Genomic DNA, 18,286 nt, shown 5'->3' with positions numbered 1-18,286 from the left:
CACGAACGTCCCGGTGGCGACGCTTTGCGCGCGCCACCGGGCGATACGAAGGACAGAACCATGAGCAACACGGCCTGGATCGAAGCACTCGCCGACCTGCAACAGCAAGGCGAACCCAGCGTGCTGGTCACCATCATCGAGGAGCGCGGCTCCACGCCGCGCAATGCCGGCTCGAAGATGGTGGTCAGCCGTGAGCGCCTGTACGACACCATCGGCGGCGGCCACCTGGAGTACAAGGCCCAGCAGATCGCCCGTGAAATGCTGGAAAAGCGCAGCCGTGACACCCGCCTCGAGCGCTTCTCCCTCGGCGCCAGCCTCGGCCAGTGCTGCGGTGGCGCCACGGTGCTGCTGTTCGAGCCCATGGGCCAGCCGCAGGCGCATATCGCCGTGTTCGGTGCCGGGCATGTCGGGCGCGCGCTGGTGCCGCTGCTGGCCAGCCTGCCGTGCAAGGTGCGCTGGATCGATTCGCGCGATAACGAATTTCCCGCCGAGATTCCGCGCGGCGTGGAAAAGGTGGTCAACGACGATGTGGTCGAGGAAGTGGATAACATGCCCGCCGGCAGCTACTTCATCGTCATGACCCACGATCATCAGCTCGACCTGGAACTGACCGCCGCGATCCTTTCGCGCAACGATTTCACCTACTACGGGCTGATCGGCTCCAAGAGCAAACGCGCCAGGTTCGAACACCGTCTGCGAGACCGCGGCTTCCAGCCGGAGACCGTGCAGCGCATGCGCTGCCCGATGGGCATCGCCGAGGTGAAGGGCAAGCTGCCGGTGGAGATCGCCGTGTCCATCGCCGGCGAGGTGATCGCCACCTACAACGCGCATTTCGGTGAAAAGGGTGGGGAGAACGCCGAGGACGGTGAAAAGCCGGTACCGATGCTGGTCCCCGCTTCGCGCCGCGCCCAGACCAACTGACCACCCGACCTTGTTGCAGGCACGCCATCGGCGGCGGCCTGCCCATGTCAACGCATCACCCTCATACAACGATTTTCGAGAGTCACCATGCCAAGCACCAAAGCCTACCGTGCCGCCCTGCTCCACTGCCTCGCCGACCCGCGCGAAGTGGGCATCGAGCAATCCCATGAATACTTCGAGGACGGCCTGCTGGTCGTCGAGGACGGCAAGGTCGCGCGCATCGGCCACGCCGCCGAACTGCTGCCGACCCTGGCGGCCGGTACCGAGGTTGTCGAATACCCGGACGCGCTGATCACTCCGGGCTTCGTCGACACCCATATCCACTACCCGCAGGTCGGCGTCATCGGCTCCTACGGCGCGCAACTGCTGGATTGGCTGGAAACCTACACCTTCCCCAACGAAGGCCGCTTCAGCGACATGGCCCACGCCCGCGAGCAGGCCGAGCTGTTTCTCGGCGAGCTGCTGCGCAACGGCACCACCACCGCGCTGGTGTTCGGCACGGTGCACAAGCAGTCGGTGGACGCCTTCTTCGAGGCCTGCGAGAAGCGCAATCTGCGGATGATCGCCGGCAAAGTGCTGATGGACCGCAACGCCCCGGAGTTCCTCACCGACACCGCCGAGTCCGGCTACGCCGACAGCCGCGAGCTGATCGAGCGCTGGCACGGCAAGGGCCGTCTGCACTACGCCGTCACCCCGCGTTTCGCCCCGACTAGCACGCCGGAGCAGCTCAGCCTGGCCGGCAAGCTCTTCGCCGAGTTCCCCGACCTGTACATGCACACCCACATCTCCGAGAACAAGCAGGAGGTCGAGTGGGTCAAGGAGCTGTTCCCCGAGCGCAAGGGCTACCTGGACGTCTACGACCACCACGGCCTGATCGGCCCGCGCTCGGTGTTCGCCCACGGCATCCACCTGTGCGACGACGAGTGCAAACGCCTCGGTGAGACCGGCTCGGCGGTGTCGTTCTGTCCGACCTCCAACCTGTTCCTCGGCAGCGGCCTGTTCGACCTGGCCAAGGTGGAAGGCTTCGGTGTGCGCGTCGGCCTGGGCACCGATGTCGGCGGCGGCACCAGCTTCTCGCAGCTAGCCAGCCTCAACGAGGCATACAAGGTGTTGCAGCTGCAGGGCCAGAAACTCGATGCCTTCAAGGCGCTCTACCTTGCCACGCTCGGCGGCGCACGAGCGCTCTATCTGGACGACCGGATCGGCAACCTGCAGCCGGGCAAGGAGGCCGACTTCGTGGTGCTCGACTACAAGGCGACGCCGCTGATCGACTATCGCCTGAGCCAGGCGACGACCCTGCAGGAAAAGCTCTTCGCCCTGATGATCCTCGGCGACGACCGCGCGGTGAAGGAGACCTTCGCCGCCGGCGTCTCGGTGCATCGCAAGGCTGGCTAGGGCTGCAACGCCTGCATCAGCGTATCGAGGTTGTGCTCGAACATGCCCAGGTAGGTGCTGGCCGGGCCTGCGCTGGCCAGCGCATCGGAGTACAGGGTGCCGCCGACCGTGGCGCCCGCCTCTTCGGCGATCTGCTCGATGAGCCGCGGATCACGGATGTTCTCCACGAACACGGCCCTCACCCCTTCCTCGCGGAGCTGGCGGATCAACGCGGCCACGTCGGCGGCCGAGGGTTCGTCATGGGTCGACAGCCCCTGCGGCGCGATGAACTGGAGCTGCCAGGCCTGCCCCAGATAGCCGAAGGCGTCATGACTGGTCACCACCTTGCGCTGGCTGGCCGGCAGGCTGCCGATACGGGTATCGGCCTTCTTCAGCAGCGCGTGTAGCCGGCTCAGATAGGCGTCACGGCGCCGCTCATAGTCGTTGCGATGCGCCGGATCGAGCGCCACGAGCGCCTTGGCGATATTGCGCACGTAGATTTCGGCATTGGTCAGGCTCTGCCACGCATGAGGGTCAGGCACCGCCTCGCCCTCCTCTTCCAGCATCAGAGGCACGACACCCGCACTGGCATCGATCCGCTTGCCCGCCGGCTCGCTGCTGGCCAGCAGGCGCTCCAGCCAGGGTTCGAAGCCTAGCCCGTTGGCGATGATCAGGTCGGCGCGGAGCAAGGCCTGGGCATCATCCGGGCTGGGTTCATAAAGATGCGCGTCGGCGTCGGGACCGACCAGATTGGTCAGTTCGATATGCTCGCCACCGACCTCCCGCGTCATGTCGGCAAGGATGCTGAAGCTGGTCACGACGCTGATCTTTTCGGCCGCCTGCAGGGAAAGGGGCAGCCAGAGGGCCAACAACAGAAACAGGTGACGCATGGGTTGATACCTCAGACGGTCTGGATTGAAGCGCGCGAATGCAGCAGGCCATATACCGGGCCCACAACGACTGAAATCAGGTAGCACGCACCCGCCAGCAGGACGATGCACGGCCCGCTGGGCAGGCTGGCGTAGAACGACAGCAGCAGCCCCAGCCATACACACAGGGCGCCCAGCAGCGCAGCCAGCGGCAACAGGACGGGCAGGCGTCGGCTCCAGAAACGCGCAGCCGCAGCCGGCAGCATCATCAGCCCCACCACCATCAGCGCACCGATTGCCTGGAAGCCGATCACCAGGTTGAGCACCACCAGAGTCAGGAAGCCCGCATGGGCGAATGGCCCGATTCGGCTGACGCTGCGCAGGAACCAACGGGTCCAGGCTGTCCAGCGCCAGGGCACGGTAGATCAGTGCCAGCACCAGCAGGCTGAACGCCGCCGTGGCGAGCATGCCGCTGAGGGTGTCGGCGTCTACGGCCAGCGCGGAGCCAAACAGCAGGTGCAGGAGGTCGAGCTTGCGTCCCGCCAGGCCGAGCAGCAGCACGCCGCTGGCCAGCGAAATGGGATAAAGCGCGGCGAGGCTGGCGTCTTCGCGCAAGCCGGTACGGCGGCTGACCCAGGCCGCTGCGCCGGCCATGCCGAGCCCGGCGGCCAGGCCACCGAGCGTCAGTGCAGGCAGGCTGAGACCGAACAGCCAGAATGCCAGCGCCGCACCCGGCAGGATGCCGTGGGCGATGGCATCGCCGATCAGACTCATCCGCCGCAGAATCAGGAAGACACCCAGCGGCGCCGCGCTGCAGGCCAGCGCCACGCCGCCGAGCAGCGCGCGACGCATGAAGGCGAATTCGGCAAAGGGGCTCCAGAGCAGATCGACCGTCACGCCACTCGCCCGAGCGGATCACGATCGAGTAGCTGATCGATCGGCGCTGCGACGCAGCCGCTGCGCGAGATACGCAGTGCGTTGCAGCGCTTCTCCCGTAGGCTGTCGAGGTTGTGGCTGACCAGCACCAGCGTTCTGCCTTGCTGCTGCCAGCGTCGGAGGTGCTGCCAGAGCAGATCGACACCGGTCTCGTCGAGTGCCGCCTCGGGTTCGTCGAACAGCAGTACCTGCGCATCGGTCAGGCTCATCCGGGCCAGCAGCGCCCGCTGCAGTTCCCCACCAGACAGCGCGTGCAGGCCCTGGGTCTGCAGATCGAGCAAGCCCCAATCGGCCAGTACCTGACGTAGCCGAGCCTGGCGTTCCCTACGGCCGAGCCGACTGCCCCAGAAACCGCCCTTGACCAGCTCCAGCAGACGTATCGGAAACTGCGGGTCGATCTGTTGCTGCTGCGGCAGATAGGCCACACCGCCCGGACGCGTCACGCCCAGTCGAATATGACCGGCCAGGGGGCGATCCAAACCGGCCAGTACCCTGAGCAGGCTGCTCTTGCCCGAACCATTGCTGCCGATCACCGCGGTCAGGCTGCCGGCCGGCAGCTTGAGGTTCAACGGCGGCGTGAGGGCCCTCCCGCCGGCGCCCCACTGCAACTCACGACATTCGATCACGATCAAGAAACTCCATCTCCGCACCGCTCGAAAAGCGGTATCAGCAACCAAAACAATAAAAGTTATAACATAACATTTACCAGCAGGCACAGCGCGGTAGCAGAGCGGTTCAATAAGCGTGAGATAGATTCAGCCGGCGGCGGCTGGAGGCTGACGCTGCCGCCTGCGATGCCGCACCGACACAGGAAAGATGGCGAGGCCAGCGGGATACGCGCGCTGCCGCCTGCAACGGCAGCGCGAACGAGGTCAGCGGGGCGTACGCGCCTTTTTCTTCATCAAGGTCAGATGCGAGAACACCGCGTGCAGGTCGTTCGAGGCACTGTCTTCCTCGAGGTTGAGCTTGCTGTCGATGTGATCCATGTGATGCATCATCAGGTGCACGGCCTTGTCGGCGTCGCGCGCGGCTATGGCATCGATCAGCTCATTGTGTTCGTCGTAGGAGCAATGCGAGCGACTGGCCCCTTCGTACTGCGCGATGATCAGCGAGGTCTGCGACACCAGGCTGCGCTGGAAGCTCACCAGTGGCGCGTTCTTCGCCGCCTCCGCCAGCTTGAGGTGGAACTCGCCTGACAGACGGATGCCAGCGCCGCGATCGCCGCGCGCGAAGCAGTCGCGCTCGTCGATGACCATTTGCCGCAGCTCGGCCAGTTGCGCGTCACTGGCATGCTGCACGGCCAGTTCGGTAATGGCCTTTTCCACCAACCGACGGGCGAAGAAGATCTGCCGTGCCTCCTCGACGCTCGGGCTCGCCACCACCGCGCCGCGATTGGGCCGCAGCAACACCACGCCTTCATGGGCCAGCCTCGACAATGCGCGGCGGATGATGGTGCGGCTGACACCGAAGATCTCGCCCAGGGCCTCCTCGCTGAGCTTGGTGCCAGGGGCCAGGCGTTGTTCGAGGATGGCATCGAAGATGTGCGCATAAACGATATCGTCCTGCGTCCCGGTGCGAGTCTTGCCGGTCTTGTTCGGCTTCTTCAGGGGCTGCAACTGTTCGTTCATCGATGGCTCGCAAGTGAAGTGTCGGCAAGGCCGAACTTTACTGCGTTCGCGGCTTCACTGGCAGTCGTCGAGCAAATAAAACGGGCAAAATCATCGCTCCGCTTGTGCACAATCAATTCCACGCCATCTTTTCACCAAAGGCAGCTCAATTCGCCGCCCTCAGCTCACATGCCAGCCGACGCTGAAGCGAGGGCGAATTATTGTTTGCATTTCTTGTATACAAAAGCATAATCCGGACGGCCCTTCCTGACCTTTCGGTCAACTAACAGAACGAAGGGCACACCATCACCCGCCCCTCGGGAGTGTCGTGCTCCGGGTGATCGACAACAAGAACGATGAGGAAAGCCCAGTGGAAAGCATCAAGCGCAAGCCCCAGGCAGCACCCTTGCAACGCACCGCCCCCGGCTGGCTGGACCGGCTGTTCAAGCTAAGCGAACACCGCACCAGCATCCGTACCGAACTGCTCGCCGGCCTGACGACCTTCGTCACCATGGCCTACATCATCTTCGTCAACCCGAACATCATGGCCGACGCCGGCATCGACCACGGCGCCGCCTTCGTTGCGACCTGCATCGGTGCGGCGCTCGGCTGCCTGTTGATGGGCCTGTACGCGAACTGGCCGGTGGGCCTGGCACCAGGCATGGGCCTGAACGCCTTCTTCACCTACACAGTCGTCGGCGAGATGGGCTACAGCTGGCAGATCGCCCTGGGTGCAGTGTTCATCTCCGGCGTGCTGTTCATGATCATGAGCCTGTCGCGCATCCGCGAATGGTTGCTCAACAGCATCCCCATGAGCCTGCGCTTCGCCATGGGCGCGGGGGTCGGCCTGTTCCTCGGGCTGATCGGCCTGAAGACCGCCGGCATCGTTGTCGACAGCCCGGCCACCCTGCTGACCATGGGCTCGTTCGGCGAACCCACCGCCCTCCTCGCCGCGGTGTGCTTCCTGATGATCGCAGTGCTCAGCCACCGCAACGTGTTCGGCGCGATCCTGCTGAGCATGCTGGCGGTCACCGGTATCGGTTGGGCCATGGGACTGGTCGAATACAACGGCCTGGTATCGATGCCGCCGAGCCTGGCGCCGACCTGGCTGGCGATGGACATCGCCGGCGCGCTCAACGTGGCGATGGTCAGCGTGATCCTGGCCTTCCTCTTCGTGAACATGTTCGACACCGCCGGCACCCTGATGGGCGTCGCCCATCGTGCCAACCTGGTGAACGAGGACGGCAAGATCGAGAACCTGTCCCGCGCGCTGAAGGCCGACAGCAGTTCCAGCGTGGTCGGCGCCTTCGTCGGCTGCCCACCGGTGACCAGCTATGTGGAAAGCGCCTCGGGCGTCGCCGCCGGCGGCCGCACCGGGCTGACCGCTGTGACCGTCGGCGTGCTGTTCCTGATCGCCATGTTCTTCGCCCCGCTGGCCGGCATGATTCCCGCCTACGCCACCGCCGGCGCGCTGATCTACGTGGCGATGCTGATGATGAGCGGCCTGGCCAACATTGATTGGAAGGATCACACCGACACCATCCCGGCGATCGTGACCGTGGTGATGATGCCGCTGACCTTCTCCATCGCCAACGGCATCGCCCTCGGCTTTCTCACCTATGCCACGCTGAAGCTGCTGACCGGCCAGCGCGATAAGGTATCCCTGAGCCTGTACGTGCTGTGCGTGGTATTCATCGCCAAATTCGCGTTCCTCTGAGCGAGGCGCGCATCGCCGCCCCGTCGCGCAGCGGCGGGGCTTTTTCATTTGTCAGGAGGGTGTGATGAGTCTGGAAATCTGGTTGTTGTATGCAAGTGCGGCGCTGGTGGTGATCCTGATTCCCGGCCCGCTGTCGCTGTTGATGATCAGCAACAGCCTGAACCATGGGGTGCGCCGCTCCTGGCCGGCCTTCCTCGGCGGGGTGACCGCCTCGATCCTTCTGCTTAGCGCCTCGGCGCTGGGCCTTGGCGCCATCCTGATGGCCTCGGAAAGGCTGTTCAGCACACTCAAGCTGATCGGTGCGCTGTATCTGTTCTATCTGGCCTGGCAGAGCTGGCAGGAGGCCCGTCAGGCGCCGGCAGCACGCGAGATCGCAGCCCCGACCCTCGCTCCGCGTTTCAGTCGGCTGTTCGGCCGGGCGTTCATCCTGGGTGGCAGCAACCCCAAGGACATTCTCTTCTTCGCCGCCTTCCTGCCGCAGTTCCTCAACGCGGAGCAGCCGTTGCTACCGCAGTTGCTGGTGATGATCCTGACCTGGTCGGTGCTCGACCTCTGCTGCAAGCTCGCCTATGGCCTGGGGGCGCAAAGCGCGGCGCGCTATCTGCGCACCGGTAGGGGGCATGTGTGGTTCAACCGGACCAGCGCGGCACTGTTTGGAGGCGCGGGGGCGGCGTCCTTGCTAAGCCGTTGACCTGGCTGCGCTGGTAGCACCGACTCACAGCTTAATGCGGGGCGATACACCTTCCTCGGCGCAACCTGTGGCCCCGCGCACAACAACGCACGCCGACCAGACTCAACCCATAAAAAACCCGCCATTACGGCGGGTAAAAGGGACTCCATAAGAGTCAGCACTGAACGAAAAACGCCTCAGCTACCCCGATAGGTCGAATAGCTGTACGGCGAAATCAGCAACGGCACGTGGTAGTGATCCTGCGCGGCATCGATGCCGAACCGCAGCACCACCTCGTCGAGAAAGGCCGGCGTCCCCAGCTGCACACCGCGACCGCGGTAGTAGTCGCCGGCGTGGAAATGCAGCTGATAGACCCCGGACCGGTAGTCCGCGCCTTCCAGCAACGGGCTGTCGCAGCGGCCATCAGCGTTGGTTTCACGCGTGGCGACCAGGGTCAGGCCCTGATCCTCGACGCGATGCAGTTCCACCTTGATACCGCTACCCGGACAACCGTGGGCGGCATCGAGTACGTGTGTGGTCAAACGGCCCACGGGCACCTCCGCTCTGTTGAATGGAAACTGACCCGAGCATAGCCAGCACGACCGACACACTCAAGACAATTTGAATATATTTTTGTACACAATTTAAAAATCCGCTGTTGGCCCGCTCTCTGCAGGCACCGCCTGTCGGCGCGAACCTTAGCCGAGCCGTTGGCGGCAGGGTTGAGCAGAAGGCATTCGGAAAAAAGCTATTTACAAGCCGTCAATCAATTTGTATACAATCTGGCCATCCGGTCGTTACATCACGACCCGCCATACAGGAAGCAGCCCAGTGAGCGCCGACTACCCACGCGACCTTATCGGTTACGCCAGCAACCCGCCCCACCCGCAGTGGCCGGGCGAGGCCCGTATTGCCCTTTCCTTCGTGCTGAACTACGAGGAAGGCGGCGAGCGCTGCGTGTTGCATGGCGACAAGGAATCCGAAGCCTTTCTCTCCGAGATGGTCGCCGCGCAGCCGCTGCAGGGCGTGCGCCACATGAGCATGGAATCGCTCTACGAATACGGCAGCCGCGCCGGCGTCTGGCGTCTGCTCAAGCTGTTCAAGCAGCACGAGATTCCGCTGACGATCTTTGCCGTGGCCATGGCCGCGCAGCGCCACCCCGAGGTCATCAAGGCGATGGTTGCCGACGGCCACGAGATCTGCAGCCACGGTTATCGCTGGATCGACTACCAGTACATGGACGAGGCCCAGGAGCGCGAGCACATGCTCGAGGCCATCCGCATCCTCACCGAGCTGACCGGCGAGCGCCCGCTGGGCTGGTACACCGGCCGCACCAGCCCCAACACCCGGCGCCTGGTGCGCGAGGAAGGCGGCTTCCTCTACGACTCCGACACCTATGACGACGACCTGCCCTACTGGGACCCGGACTCGGCGCCGGTCAAGCCGCACCTGGTGATCCCCTACACGCTGGACACCAACGACATGCGCTTCACCCAGGTGCAGGGCTTCAACACCGGCGACGATTTCTACAGCTACCTGAAGGACGCCTTCGACGTGCTCTACGCCGAGGGCTGCGAAGGCGCGCCGAGGATGCTCTCGATCGGCATGCACTGCCGGCTGCTCGGCCGCCCGGCGCGCATGGCCGCGCTGGCCCGTTTCATCGACTACGTGAAGGGTCATGAAAAGGTCTGGTTCGCCCGCCGCGTCGACATCGCCCGCCACTGGCACGCCACCCACCCCATGACCGCGGAGCGCAGCTGATGACCCCGTTCAAGACGATCAAGCCCTCGACCCTCGACCGCGACGCCTTCGTCGCCGCCTTCGCCGATGTCTACGAACATTCGCCCTGGGTCGCCGAGACGGTCTATGGCGCCGGCGTCGACGAGACGCTGGACTATGTCGAGGTGATGCACACCCGCCTGTCCCAGGCGATGCTCGCCGCCGACCACGACACCCAGCTGAAGCTGGTCAACGCCCACCCGGATCTCGCCGGCAAGGCCGCCATCCGCGGCGAACTGACCGCATCGAGCACCTCCGAGCAGGCCGGTGCCGGCATCCATGAATGCACACCGGAAGAGTTCGCCCGCTTCACCGAACTCAACGACGCCTACAAGGCGAAGTTCGGCTTCCCCTTCATCATGGCGGTCAAGGGCAGCAACCGGCACCAGATCCTCGCCGCGTTCGAGGAGCGCATCCACAACAGCCCCGAGCAGGAATTTGCCCGAGCGTTGGCGGAAATCAACAAGATCGCCCTGTTCCGCCTGCAGGCCATGTAGCCGGAACGGGAACACAGGCAACACCGCAACACAGGCAATAAAGGCAGAAACCGCTCCACTCAATTCAAGGCAGATCGCGATGAAAGCTTACGCCGTACCCTTCGAGAAATACGTCAACCTGGCCGACGCCCGCCTGGGCACCCGCGCCATTTCCGTCACCGACGACTGGTTCGCCGACGTCAACCGGCTGTTCCAGCCGACGCCGGCCGTATGGAAGGAGGGCGTGTTCGATGACAACGGCAAGTGGATGGACGGCTGGGAGTCGCGCCGCAAGCGCTTCGAAGGCTACGACCATGCCGTGATCCGCCTCGGCGTGCCCGGCTGGATCAAGGGCGTGGACATCGACACCAGCCACTTCACCGGCAACTTCCCGCCATCGGCCTCGCTGGAAGCCTGCTTCGTCGCCGAAGGCGATCCGAACGACGACACCGTCTGGAGCGAAGTCCTGCCGGCCGTCGAGCTCCAGGGCAACAGCCATCACTACCACGAGATCGCCTTCGACAAGCCGGTCAGCCACCTGCGCTTCAATATCTACCCGGACGGCGGCGTCGCCCGCCTGCGCGTGCACGGCATTCCGTACCGCGACTGGAGCAGCGTCGGCGACAACGAGCAGATCGACCTCGCCGCCGCCCTCAACGGCGGCCGCGCGCTGGCCTGCTCCGACGAGCACTTCGGGCGCATGAGCAACATCCTCAACCCCAACCGTGGCGAGAACATGGGCGACGGCTGGGAAACCGCGCGCCGCCGCACGCCAGGCAACGACTGGGTGATCGTCGCCCTCGGCCACCCGGGCGAGATCGAGCGCATCGTCGTCGATACCCTGCACTTCAAGGGCAACTACCCGGACAGCTGCACCATTCAGGCGGCCTACGTGAAGGGCGGCACCGACAGCCAGATCGAGACCCAGAGCCTGTTCTGGCGTGAACTGCTGCCGAGCCAGAAGCTGTCGATGCACGCCGAGCACGAGTTCGTCGAGCAGATCGCCAAGCTCGGCCCGGTGACCCACGTGCGCCTGAACATCTTCCCGGACGGCGGCGTCAGCCGGCTGCGCTTGTTCGGCAAAGTGGCGAAGTAAGGTGGCGATAGGCGGCATGGTGGACTGACGCGGAACACCGCCCACCCCCTGCTGAGCTCGCCCTAGGCCCCGGCCGTAGGGTGGGCTTCAGCCCACCGGATAAACCAGGCTCGCAAGCATGCGGGGCTACAAAGCAGAATTTTGATAACGAGAATGCCATGCGCACCCTGACCATCGAGCCACTGACCAAGGAAGCCTTCGCCCCCTTCGGCGACGTCATCGAGACCGAAGGCAGCGAGTTCTTCATGATCAACAACGGCTCGACCCGCCGCTATCACAAGCTGGCCACGGTCGAGACGGCCGAACCCGAGGACAGGGCGATCATCAGCATCTTCAGTGCCGAAGCGCTGGATATGCCGCTGGTCATCCGCATGCTGGAACGTCATCCGCTGGGCAGCCAGGCCTTCGTGCCGCTGCTCGGCCACCCCTTTCTGGTCGTGGTCGCGCCACTTGGCGATGCACCTGTACCGGGCCACGTCCGCGCCTTCCGCAGCAACGGCAGGCAGGGCGTCAATTACCACCGCGGCGTCTGGCACCACCCGGTGCTGACGATCGAAAAGCGGGATGAATTCCTGGTGGTCGATCGCAGCGGTTCTGGCGACAACTGCGACGAGTACTTCTTCACGGAGGATCAGCAACTCCTCCTCGACCCCCAACAGGTTTCGCGCTGAGCCCAACCGCGCGCGGTGACTCGGACCGATACCCATAAGAAGAAAGGACGGCAGCTGCAGCCGCCGTACAAGAGGTAATCAACGTGGACGCACATCTGACCGAATGGCTGAACCTGGGAATTCGCTGGATACACATGATCGTCGGCATCGCCTGGATCGGTGCCTCCTTCTATTTCGTCTGGCTGGAGAACAACCTCAACCGCAGCAACCCGCGCGAAGGGCTGTCGGGTGATCTCTGGGCCATCCACGGTGGCGGTATCTACCACCTGGAGAAATACAAGCTCGCCCCGCCACAGATGCCGGAGAACCTGCACTGGTTCAAGTGGGAGGCCTATACCACCTGGCTGTCGGGCGTCGCCCTGCTGCTGGTGGTCTACTACCTCAACCCCGGCCTGTACCTGATCGCACCGGGCAGCGACCTGGCGCCCGCCACCGCCGTGGCGATCGGCTTCGGCTCGCTGATCGTCGGCTGGTTCGTCTACGACCTGCTGTGCGATTCGCCACTGGGCAAGACCCCCGCGCTGCTCGGCCTGGTGCTGTTCGTGCTGGTCATCGCCGCCTGCTGGGGCTATTCGCAGATCTTCAGCGGTCGCGCGGCCTATATCCACACCGGCGCGCTGATCGGCACCATCATGGTCGGCAACGTGTTCCGCATCATCATGCCGGCCCAGCGCGCCCTGGTCACCGCCATCGAGCAGAACCGCACGCCCGATCCGGTGCTGCCGGCCAAGGGCCTGCTGCGCTCGCGGCACAACAACTACTTCACCCTGCCGGTGCTGTTCATCATGATCAGCAACCACTTCCCGAGCACCTATGGCAGCCAGTACAACTGGCTGATCCTCGCCGCCCTCGGTGCGTTGTCGGTACTGGCCCGTCACTATTTCAACACCCGCCACGACAGTAACCGCTTCGCCTGGGCCCTACCGGCCGCCGCGGTGGGGATGATCTGCCTGGCCTTCGTCACCTCGCCGAACCGCCCGAGCAGTGCGCCGAACCTTGCCGCCACCACGCCCGAGCAGGCCAGCGCCGCCGCCCAGGCGCATGCCGACGCGCCGCGCTTCAGCCAGATCAATGAAGTGATCGAGCAGCGCTGCACCGTCTGTCACTCGGCCAATCCGAGCAGCCCGATGTTCTCCAGCGCACCGGCCGGGGTGATGTTCGACACCCCCGAGCAGATCCGCCAGCAGGCCGCGAAGATCCATGCGCAGAGCGTCGCCAGCCAGATCATGCCGCTGGGCAACATCACCCAGATGACCCAGGACGAGCGTGACCTGCTCGGCGACTGGATCGCCAAGGGCGCACCGACCAACTGAGCCCACCCCAGCCGCACGCCTGGCGTGCGGCTTTTTTTTGCAATGACGTTTCACGGCCGGGCGAGTCCCGGTGCAGGCCATACCGGCCCCCGTGCAGGGGCTGTCGCGACAATCAATAACAAACGCGCCCGAGGTATCTTGCATGAACGACCTGAACGCCCGCCCCGCCGGGGCGAATCGGCTGCCCTGGCTGCAGCAATTGCTGGTGAGCCTGCAGCACGTGCTGCTGATGTACGGCGGCGCCGTCGCCGTCCCGCTGATCGTCGGTCAGGCAGCCGGGCTGTCGCGCGATGAGATCGCCTTTCTGATCAATGCCGACCTGCTGGTCGCCGGCATCGCCACGCTGGTGCAGTCACTGGGCATCGGGCCGATGGGTATCCGCATGCCGGTGATGATGGGCGCCAGCTTCGCCGCGGTGAGCAGCATGGTGGTCATGGCCGGCATGCCGGGCGTCGGCATGACCGGCATCTTCGGCGCGACCATCGCCGCCGGTGCCTTTGGCCTGGTGATCGCGCCCTTCGTCTGCCGCATCGTGCGCTTCTTCCCGCCACTGGTGACCGGCACCGTGATCACCGCCATCGGCCTGTCGCTGTTTCCGGTGGCGGTGAACTGGGCCGGCGGCGGCAGCGCCACCAGTCAGTTCGGCGCGGTGCACTATCTCGGCATCGCCGCTGCGGTGCTGGCCACCATCCTGCTGGTCAACCGTTTCCTGCGCGGCTTCTGGGTCAACGTTTCGGTACTGATCGGCATGGGCCTGGGCTACGCACTGGCCGGCGCGCTGGGCATGGTGGACCTTTCCGGCATGGCGGCAGCGCCGGCAGTGCAGGTAGTGACGCCCAACCACTTCGGCACGCCGACCTTCTCGCTGGCACCGATCCTCTCGATGTGCCTGGTGGTGGTGATCATCTTCGTCGAGTCGGCGGGCATGTTCCTCGCCCTCGGACGGATCACCGGCGAAACGGTGGACCCCAAGCGCCTGCGCCGCGGGTTGCTGTGCGATGCGGGCGCGACCTTCCTGGCCGGCTTCATGAATACCTTCACCCATTCCTCCTTCGCGCAGAACATCGGCCTGGTGCAGATGACCGGCGTACGCAGCCGCCACGTCACAGCCATCGCCGGGCTGATCCTGATCGCCCTGAGCCTGCTGCCCAAGGCCGCCTTCCTGGTCGCCTCGATCCCGGCCGCGGTGCTCGGCGGCGCGGGCCTGGCGATGTTCGGCATGGTTGCGGCCACCGGCATCAAGATCCTGCAGGAAGCGGACATCGCCGATCGCCGCAACCAGCTCCTGGTGGCGGTGAGCATCGGCCTGGGCATGATTCCGGTGGTGCGTCCCGAATTCTTCGCCCAGCTGCCGCACTGGCTGGAGCCGATCACCCACAGCGGCATCGCCCTGGCGACGCTGAGCGCAGTGACCTTGAACCTCATGTTCAACGTGCTCGGCGGCCCCGAGCGCGAAGCACTGACCGGCGCCGCCCACGCCTGAGCCCATAGCTGGCGACCCGGCGCGGGTCGCCGCCTCCTATTCGCACCCCGGTCAGCTGCCTGCCTCGACAAGAGGCTGCATCCCGTTACAATGCCGCGCCCCTCCCCCGCGCCGGATGCCGACCGTGATAGAAGCCAGCTGGATCGCCTTCGCCTTCGCCCTCGGGCTGCTTGCCCGCTTCATCGGCTTGCCGCCATTGATCGGCTATCTGGGCGCCGGCTTCGCCCTCGCGGCAGCGGGCGATTACGTGGGTGTGACCCGAGACGACAGCATCATCCTCGACCATCTGGCGCATCTGGGCGTGCTGCTGTTGCTGTTCACCGTCGGGCTCAAGCTCAAGCTCGGCAACCTGGTGCGCCGCGAAGTGATTGGCGGCAGTCTGCTGCACTTCTTCATCTCCAGCGTGCTGGTGTTGCCGGCCATCATGCTGATCCTCGACAGCGACTGGCGCGAAGCGATGCTGCTGGCCATCGCCCTGTCGTTCTCCAGTACCGTGCTGGCCGCCAAGGTGCTGGAAAGCAAGCGCGAGCTGCGCGCCTTCCACGGTCGCGTCGCGATCGGCGTGCTGATCATCCAGGACCTCATCGCCCTGGTGGTGATGAGCCTCGCCGCCGGCAAGCTGCCTTCCGCCTGGGCGCTGCTGGTGTTCCTGCTGCCGCTGCTACGACCGCTGCTGTTCCGCCTGCTCGATCACAGCGGCCACGAGGAGCTGATGGTGCTGCTCGGCCTGATGCTGGCGCTGGTCGCCGGTGGGCTCGGTTTCGAGTACGTGGGCCTGAGTTCCGAGCTCGGCGCCCTCGCCTTCGGCGCCATGCTGGCCAAGCACAAGCGCGCCAGCGAACTGTCCAACTCGCTGTGGGCAATCAAGGAAGTGTTCCTCGTGGGTTTCTTCCTGAAGATCGGCATCGGCGGGCTGCCGGATGCCGACGCCCTCTGGTTCGCTTTCGCCATGGCCTTGCTGCTGCCAGTCAAGGCCGTGCTGTTCTTCGGGCTGTTCATCGCCTTTCGCCTGCGTGCGCGCAGCGCCTTCCTCAGCGCTGCTAGCCTGACCAACTACAGCGAGTTCGGTCTGATCGTGGCCAGCGTGGTCCTGCCGCAATGGCTGATGCCACTGGCGATCACCGTGGCGCTGTCGTTCATCATCTCGGCGCAGATCAACCGCGTTGCCCACCCGCTGTACGAGCGCCTGGCACCGCGGCTGATCCGCTGCGAGCGCAACATTCGCCACCCGGACGAGCAACCGGTGTCGTTGGGTGATGCGCAGATCCTGATCATGGGCATGGGCCGCACCGGCCGCGCCGCCTACGACCACCTGAGTGCCAAGGGCTATCGCCTGGTCAGCCTCGACTCCGACCCGGTGATGGTCGAGCGCAATACCGCCGAGGGCCGCCGCATCCTGTTCGCCGACGCCGAAGACCAGATGTTCTGGCAGAGCCTGGAAATGAACGACGTCAAGGCGGTGATCCTGGCGATGAACGATCCCGAGGCCAAGATCATCTCCACCCGCAAGCTGCGTGAAAGCGGCTTTGGCGGGTTGATCGTCTCCCATGCGATGTACGAAGACATCGCCCAGCGCATCCAGGAAGCCGGTGCGGACCGCACCTACCTGACCATGAGCGAGGCCGGCGCCGGCCTGGCGGAGAACGTGGCGCGGGAGCTGCAACCAGACCGATGAGACGGGTGCGACCACCCGTCATTTTGTACACAATGCATAAATTTATTGTTCCAACGCTTGTCCACAGATTGCTATAGTCAGGTCATCCCGACGCCAGCCCTATAGCCGTCGCCGCGGAGAGAGGTGCCGTGACCCTCGAAAGCCCATGACCGTACAACAACAAATGGCAGGCTTGACCATGACCGCAACCGATACGAGCAGCGGTAGCGCTGCACCCCAGCAGGATCTCATCTACGGGCTGGACGATCGCCCGGCTCCCCTCCCGGCACTCTTCGCGGCGCTGCAGCACGTTCTGGCGAGCTTCGTCGGCGTCATCACCCCCACCCTCATCGTCGGCAGTGCCCTGGGCCTGGGTGCCTACGTGCCCTATCTGGTCAGCATGGCGCTGTTCGTCTCCGGCCTCGGCACCTTCGTCCAGGCCAAACGCATCGGCCCGATCGGCTCCGGCCTGCTCTGCCTGCAGGGCACCAGCTTCGGTTTTCTCAGCGCGATTCTCAGCGCCGGCTTCATCGTCAAGGCGCGCGGCGGCTCGCCGGAGGAAATCCTCGCCACGCTGTTCGGCGTGAGCTTCTGCGCAGCTTTCGTCGAAATCGCCTTCAGCCAGTGCATCAACAAGCTGCGCCGGGTGATCACACCGGTGGTGACCGGCACCATCATCTGTCTGATGGGCCTATCGCTGATCAAGGTGGCGATGACCGACATCGCCGGAGGCTACGGCGCGCCCGACCTCGGCGCCCTGCCGAACCTGGCGCTGGCGGGTCTGGTGATCGGCATCATCGTGCTGCTCAACCGCTTCCCCTGGCCGGTGCTGCGGCTGTCCGCGGTGATCGTCGCGCTCTCCGTCGGTTACGCCGTGGCGCTGGCGATGGGCAAGGTCGATCTGTCGGGCCTCGCCGAGCTGCCGATGGTCAGCGTGCCGCAGCCATTCCGCTTCGGCTTCGCCTTCGACTGGATGGCCTTCATTCCGATCGCCGTGATCTTCCTCATCACGCCGCTGGAAACCGCCGGCGATCTGACCGCCAACTCGATGATCTCGCGCCAGCCGGTGCGCGGCCCGCTGTACATGCGCCGCATCAAGTCCGGCATTCTCGCCGACGGCTGCGCCTCGGCCACCGCGGCGGTGTTCAACAGCCTGCCGATGACCACCTTCAGCCAGAACAACGGCGTGATCCAGCTGACCGGCGTGGCCAGCCGTCACGTGGGCTTCTACATCGCCGGGCTGCTGATCCTGCTGGGCCTGTTCCCGGTAGTCGGCGGCGTGCTGCAGGCGATGCCCAAGCCGGTGCTCGGCGGCGCCACGCTGATCATGTTTGGCACCGTGGCCATTGCCGGCATCAAGATCCTCGCCGAAGCCGGCCTGCACCGGCGCAACATGCTGATCGTGTCCATTTCCCTCGGCCTGGGCCTCGGCGTGGCCGGCGTGCCGGAAGTGCTGAGCGCGATGCCCGACGTGCTGAAGAACATCTTCGGCTCGCCGATCACCATCGGTGCCTTCAGCGCCATCCTGCTCAATCTGTTCCTGCCCCGCGAGCCGAGCGAAGCGGATGTCTTCGATCCGGAAGAGCTGATCGAGGATGCCGTGGGCACCAACACCCTGTCGGTGAACATTCCCGATTACCGGGAGCACGACGGCCACCGGCGCGACGCCATGCCGCAACCAGCAGGCGCCGATTTCAAAGGCTGATCACGCCACTTCGTT

16 protein-coding genes and 1 pseudogene are annotated in these 18,286 nt (G+C 64.9%); 12 read left to right on the top strand and 5 right to left on the bottom strand.

All coding sequences use genetic code 11. From position 1 onward, the window contains the following. The first annotated feature begins 60 nt into the window (after positions 1–60). Both xdhC and guaD read left to right on the top strand, forming a co-directional pair. Complete coding sequence (xdhC, locus tag HZR81_RS06200; protein WP_500127606.1) at positions 61–921, top strand: xanthine dehydrogenase accessory protein XdhC; 861 nt, start codon at positions 61–63, stop codon at positions 919–921. Between the two features lie 87 nt (positions 922–1,008). Further along, entirely contained in the window at positions 1,009–2,316 is a 1,308-nt protein-coding gene (gene guaD / locus HZR81_RS06195; protein WP_500127605.1) for a guanine deaminase, read from the top strand. Here the strand turns inward: guaD and HZR81_RS06190 are convergent. From HZR81_RS06190 to HZR81_RS06175, 4 genes and pseudogenes are all read right to left on the bottom strand, one after another. After that, on the bottom strand, positions 2,313–3,185 hold the full coding sequence (locus tag HZR81_RS06190) for a metal ABC transporter substrate-binding protein (RefSeq protein WP_500127604.1): 873 nt from the start codon (positions 3,183–3,185) through the stop codon (positions 2,313–2,315). The two genes, guaD and HZR81_RS06190, sit on opposite strands and share 4 nt — an antisense overlap. Positions 3,186–3,196: 11 nt before the next feature. Then, a pseudogene (locus HZR81_RS06185) lies at positions 3,197–4,016 on the bottom strand (metal ABC transporter permease). A gap of 41 nt (positions 4,017–4,057) precedes the next feature. After that, on the bottom strand, positions 4,058–4,732 hold the full coding sequence (locus HZR81_RS06180; protein WP_500127603.1) for a metal ABC transporter ATP-binding protein: 675 nt from the start codon (positions 4,730–4,732) through the stop codon (positions 4,058–4,060). Positions 4,733–4,972: 240 nt separating this feature from the next. Beyond that, complete coding sequence (locus tag HZR81_RS06175; protein ID WP_011914179.1) at positions 4,973–5,728, bottom strand: GntR family transcriptional regulator; 756 nt, start codon at positions 5,726–5,728, stop codon at positions 4,973–4,975. Positions 5,729–6,077: 349 nt separating this feature from the next. Between HZR81_RS06175 and HZR81_RS06170 the strand changes: the two genes are divergently transcribed. Beyond that, positions 6,078–7,424, top strand: coding sequence for an NCS2 family permease (locus HZR81_RS06170; RefSeq protein ID WP_500127659.1), 1,347 nt, complete (start codon positions 6,078–6,080; stop codon positions 7,422–7,424). Positions 7,425–7,488: 64 nt separating this feature from the next. After that, positions 7,489–8,115 carry a LysE family translocator gene (locus HZR81_RS06165; RefSeq protein WP_500127602.1) on the top strand — a complete coding sequence of 209 codons (627 nt, stop codon included), beginning with the start codon at positions 7,489–7,491 and terminating at the stop codon, positions 8,113–8,115. A gap of 176 nt (positions 8,116–8,291) precedes the next feature. Here HZR81_RS06165 and uraH read toward each other — a convergent pair whose 3' ends face one another. Further along, positions 8,292–8,645 (bottom strand): hydroxyisourate hydrolase, encoded by a 354-nt coding sequence (gene uraH, locus HZR81_RS06160; RefSeq protein WP_063540025.1) that lies wholly within the window; start codon positions 8,643–8,645, stop codon positions 8,292–8,294. A 280-nt stretch (positions 8,646–8,925) separates the two neighbouring features. Between uraH and puuE the strand changes: the two genes are divergently transcribed. From puuE to HZR81_RS06120, 8 genes are all read left to right on the top strand, one after another. Then, positions 8,926–9,855: an allantoinase PuuE gene (puuE, locus tag HZR81_RS06155; protein WP_500127601.1), complete on the top strand. Its 930-nt coding sequence runs from the start codon at positions 8,926–8,928 to the stop codon at positions 9,853–9,855. Continuing rightward, positions 9,855–10,370: a 2-oxo-4-hydroxy-4-carboxy-5-ureidoimidazoline decarboxylase gene (gene uraD / locus HZR81_RS06150; RefSeq protein ID WP_063540026.1), complete on the top strand. Its 516-nt coding sequence runs from the start codon at positions 9,855–9,857 to the stop codon at positions 10,368–10,370. Before puuE ends, uraD begins: the two co-directional genes overlap by 1 nt. Positions 10,371–10,449: 79 nt before the next feature. After that, a complete protein-coding gene (alc, locus tag HZR81_RS06145; RefSeq protein WP_312379700.1) occupies positions 10,450–11,445 on the top strand; it encodes an allantoicase in 996 nt (331 codons plus the stop codon). A 158-nt stretch (positions 11,446–11,603) separates the two neighbouring features. Next, entirely contained in the window at positions 11,604–12,116 is a 513-nt protein-coding gene (locus HZR81_RS06140; RefSeq protein WP_500127600.1) for an ureidoglycolate lyase, read from the top strand. A gap of 83 nt (positions 12,117–12,199) precedes the next feature. Then, the gene (locus HZR81_RS06135; protein WP_285361128.1) at positions 12,200–13,429 is read left to right on the top strand and encodes a urate hydroxylase PuuD; all 1,230 of its coding nucleotides are present in this window, start codon (positions 12,200–12,202) and stop codon (positions 13,427–13,429) included. Positions 13,430–13,571: 142 nt separating this feature from the next. Next, positions 13,572–14,912 carry a nucleobase:cation symporter-2 family protein gene (locus tag HZR81_RS06130; protein WP_500127599.1) on the top strand — a complete coding sequence of 447 codons (1,341 nt, stop codon included), beginning with the start codon at positions 13,572–13,574 and terminating at the stop codon, positions 14,910–14,912. 124 nt (positions 14,913–15,036) lie between these two features. Continuing rightward, on the top strand, positions 15,037–16,587 hold the full coding sequence (locus HZR81_RS06125; RefSeq protein ID WP_500127598.1) for a cation:proton antiporter domain-containing protein: 1,551 nt from the start codon (positions 15,037–15,039) through the stop codon (positions 16,585–16,587). Between the two features lie 178 nt (positions 16,588–16,765). Next, entirely contained in the window at positions 16,766–18,271 is a 1,506-nt protein-coding gene (locus HZR81_RS06120; protein ID WP_500127597.1) for a uracil-xanthine permease family protein, read from the top strand. Positions 18,272–18,286: the final 15 nt, after the last annotated feature.

This window comes from Pseudomonas sp. LM13 (assembly GCF_041381355.1).
Classification (GTDB): domain Bacteria; phylum Pseudomonadota; class Gammaproteobacteria; order Pseudomonadales; family Pseudomonadaceae; genus Stutzerimonas; species Stutzerimonas frequens.
Note: the sequence above shows the minus strand (reverse complement) of the source record. Positions and strands in the feature narration are given on the sequence as shown.

Coding starts and splice junctions, on each gene's coding strand:
- xdhC (WP_500127606.1), top strand. CDS start 61: ATGAGCAACACGGCCTGGATCGAAGCACTCGCCGACCTGCAACAGCAA.
- guaD (WP_500127605.1), top strand. CDS start 1,009: ATGCCAAGCACCAAAGCCTACCGTGCCGCCCTGCTCCACTGCCTCGCC.
- HZR81_RS06190 (WP_500127604.1), bottom strand. CDS start 3,185: ATGCGTCACCTGTTTCTGTTGTTGGCCCTCTGGCTGCCCCTTTCCCTG.
- HZR81_RS06175 (WP_011914179.1), bottom strand. CDS start 5,728: ATGAACGAACAGTTGCAGCCCCTGAAGAAGCCGAACAAGACCGGCAAG.
- HZR81_RS06165 (WP_500127602.1), top strand. CDS start 7,489: ATGAGTCTGGAAATCTGGTTGTTGTATGCAAGTGCGGCGCTGGTGGTG.
- uraD (WP_063540026.1), top strand. CDS start 9,855: ATGACCCCGTTCAAGACGATCAAGCCCTCGACCCTCGACCGCGACGCC.
- alc (WP_312379700.1), top strand. CDS start 10,450: ATGAAAGCTTACGCCGTACCCTTCGAGAAATACGTCAACCTGGCCGAC.
- HZR81_RS06140 (WP_500127600.1), top strand. CDS start 11,604: ATGCGCACCCTGACCATCGAGCCACTGACCAAGGAAGCCTTCGCCCCC.
- HZR81_RS06130 (WP_500127599.1), top strand. CDS start 13,572: ATGAACGACCTGAACGCCCGCCCCGCCGGGGCGAATCGGCTGCCCTGG.
- HZR81_RS06120 (WP_500127597.1), top strand. CDS start 16,766: ATGACCGCAACCGATACGAGCAGCGGTAGCGCTGCACCCCAGCAGGAT.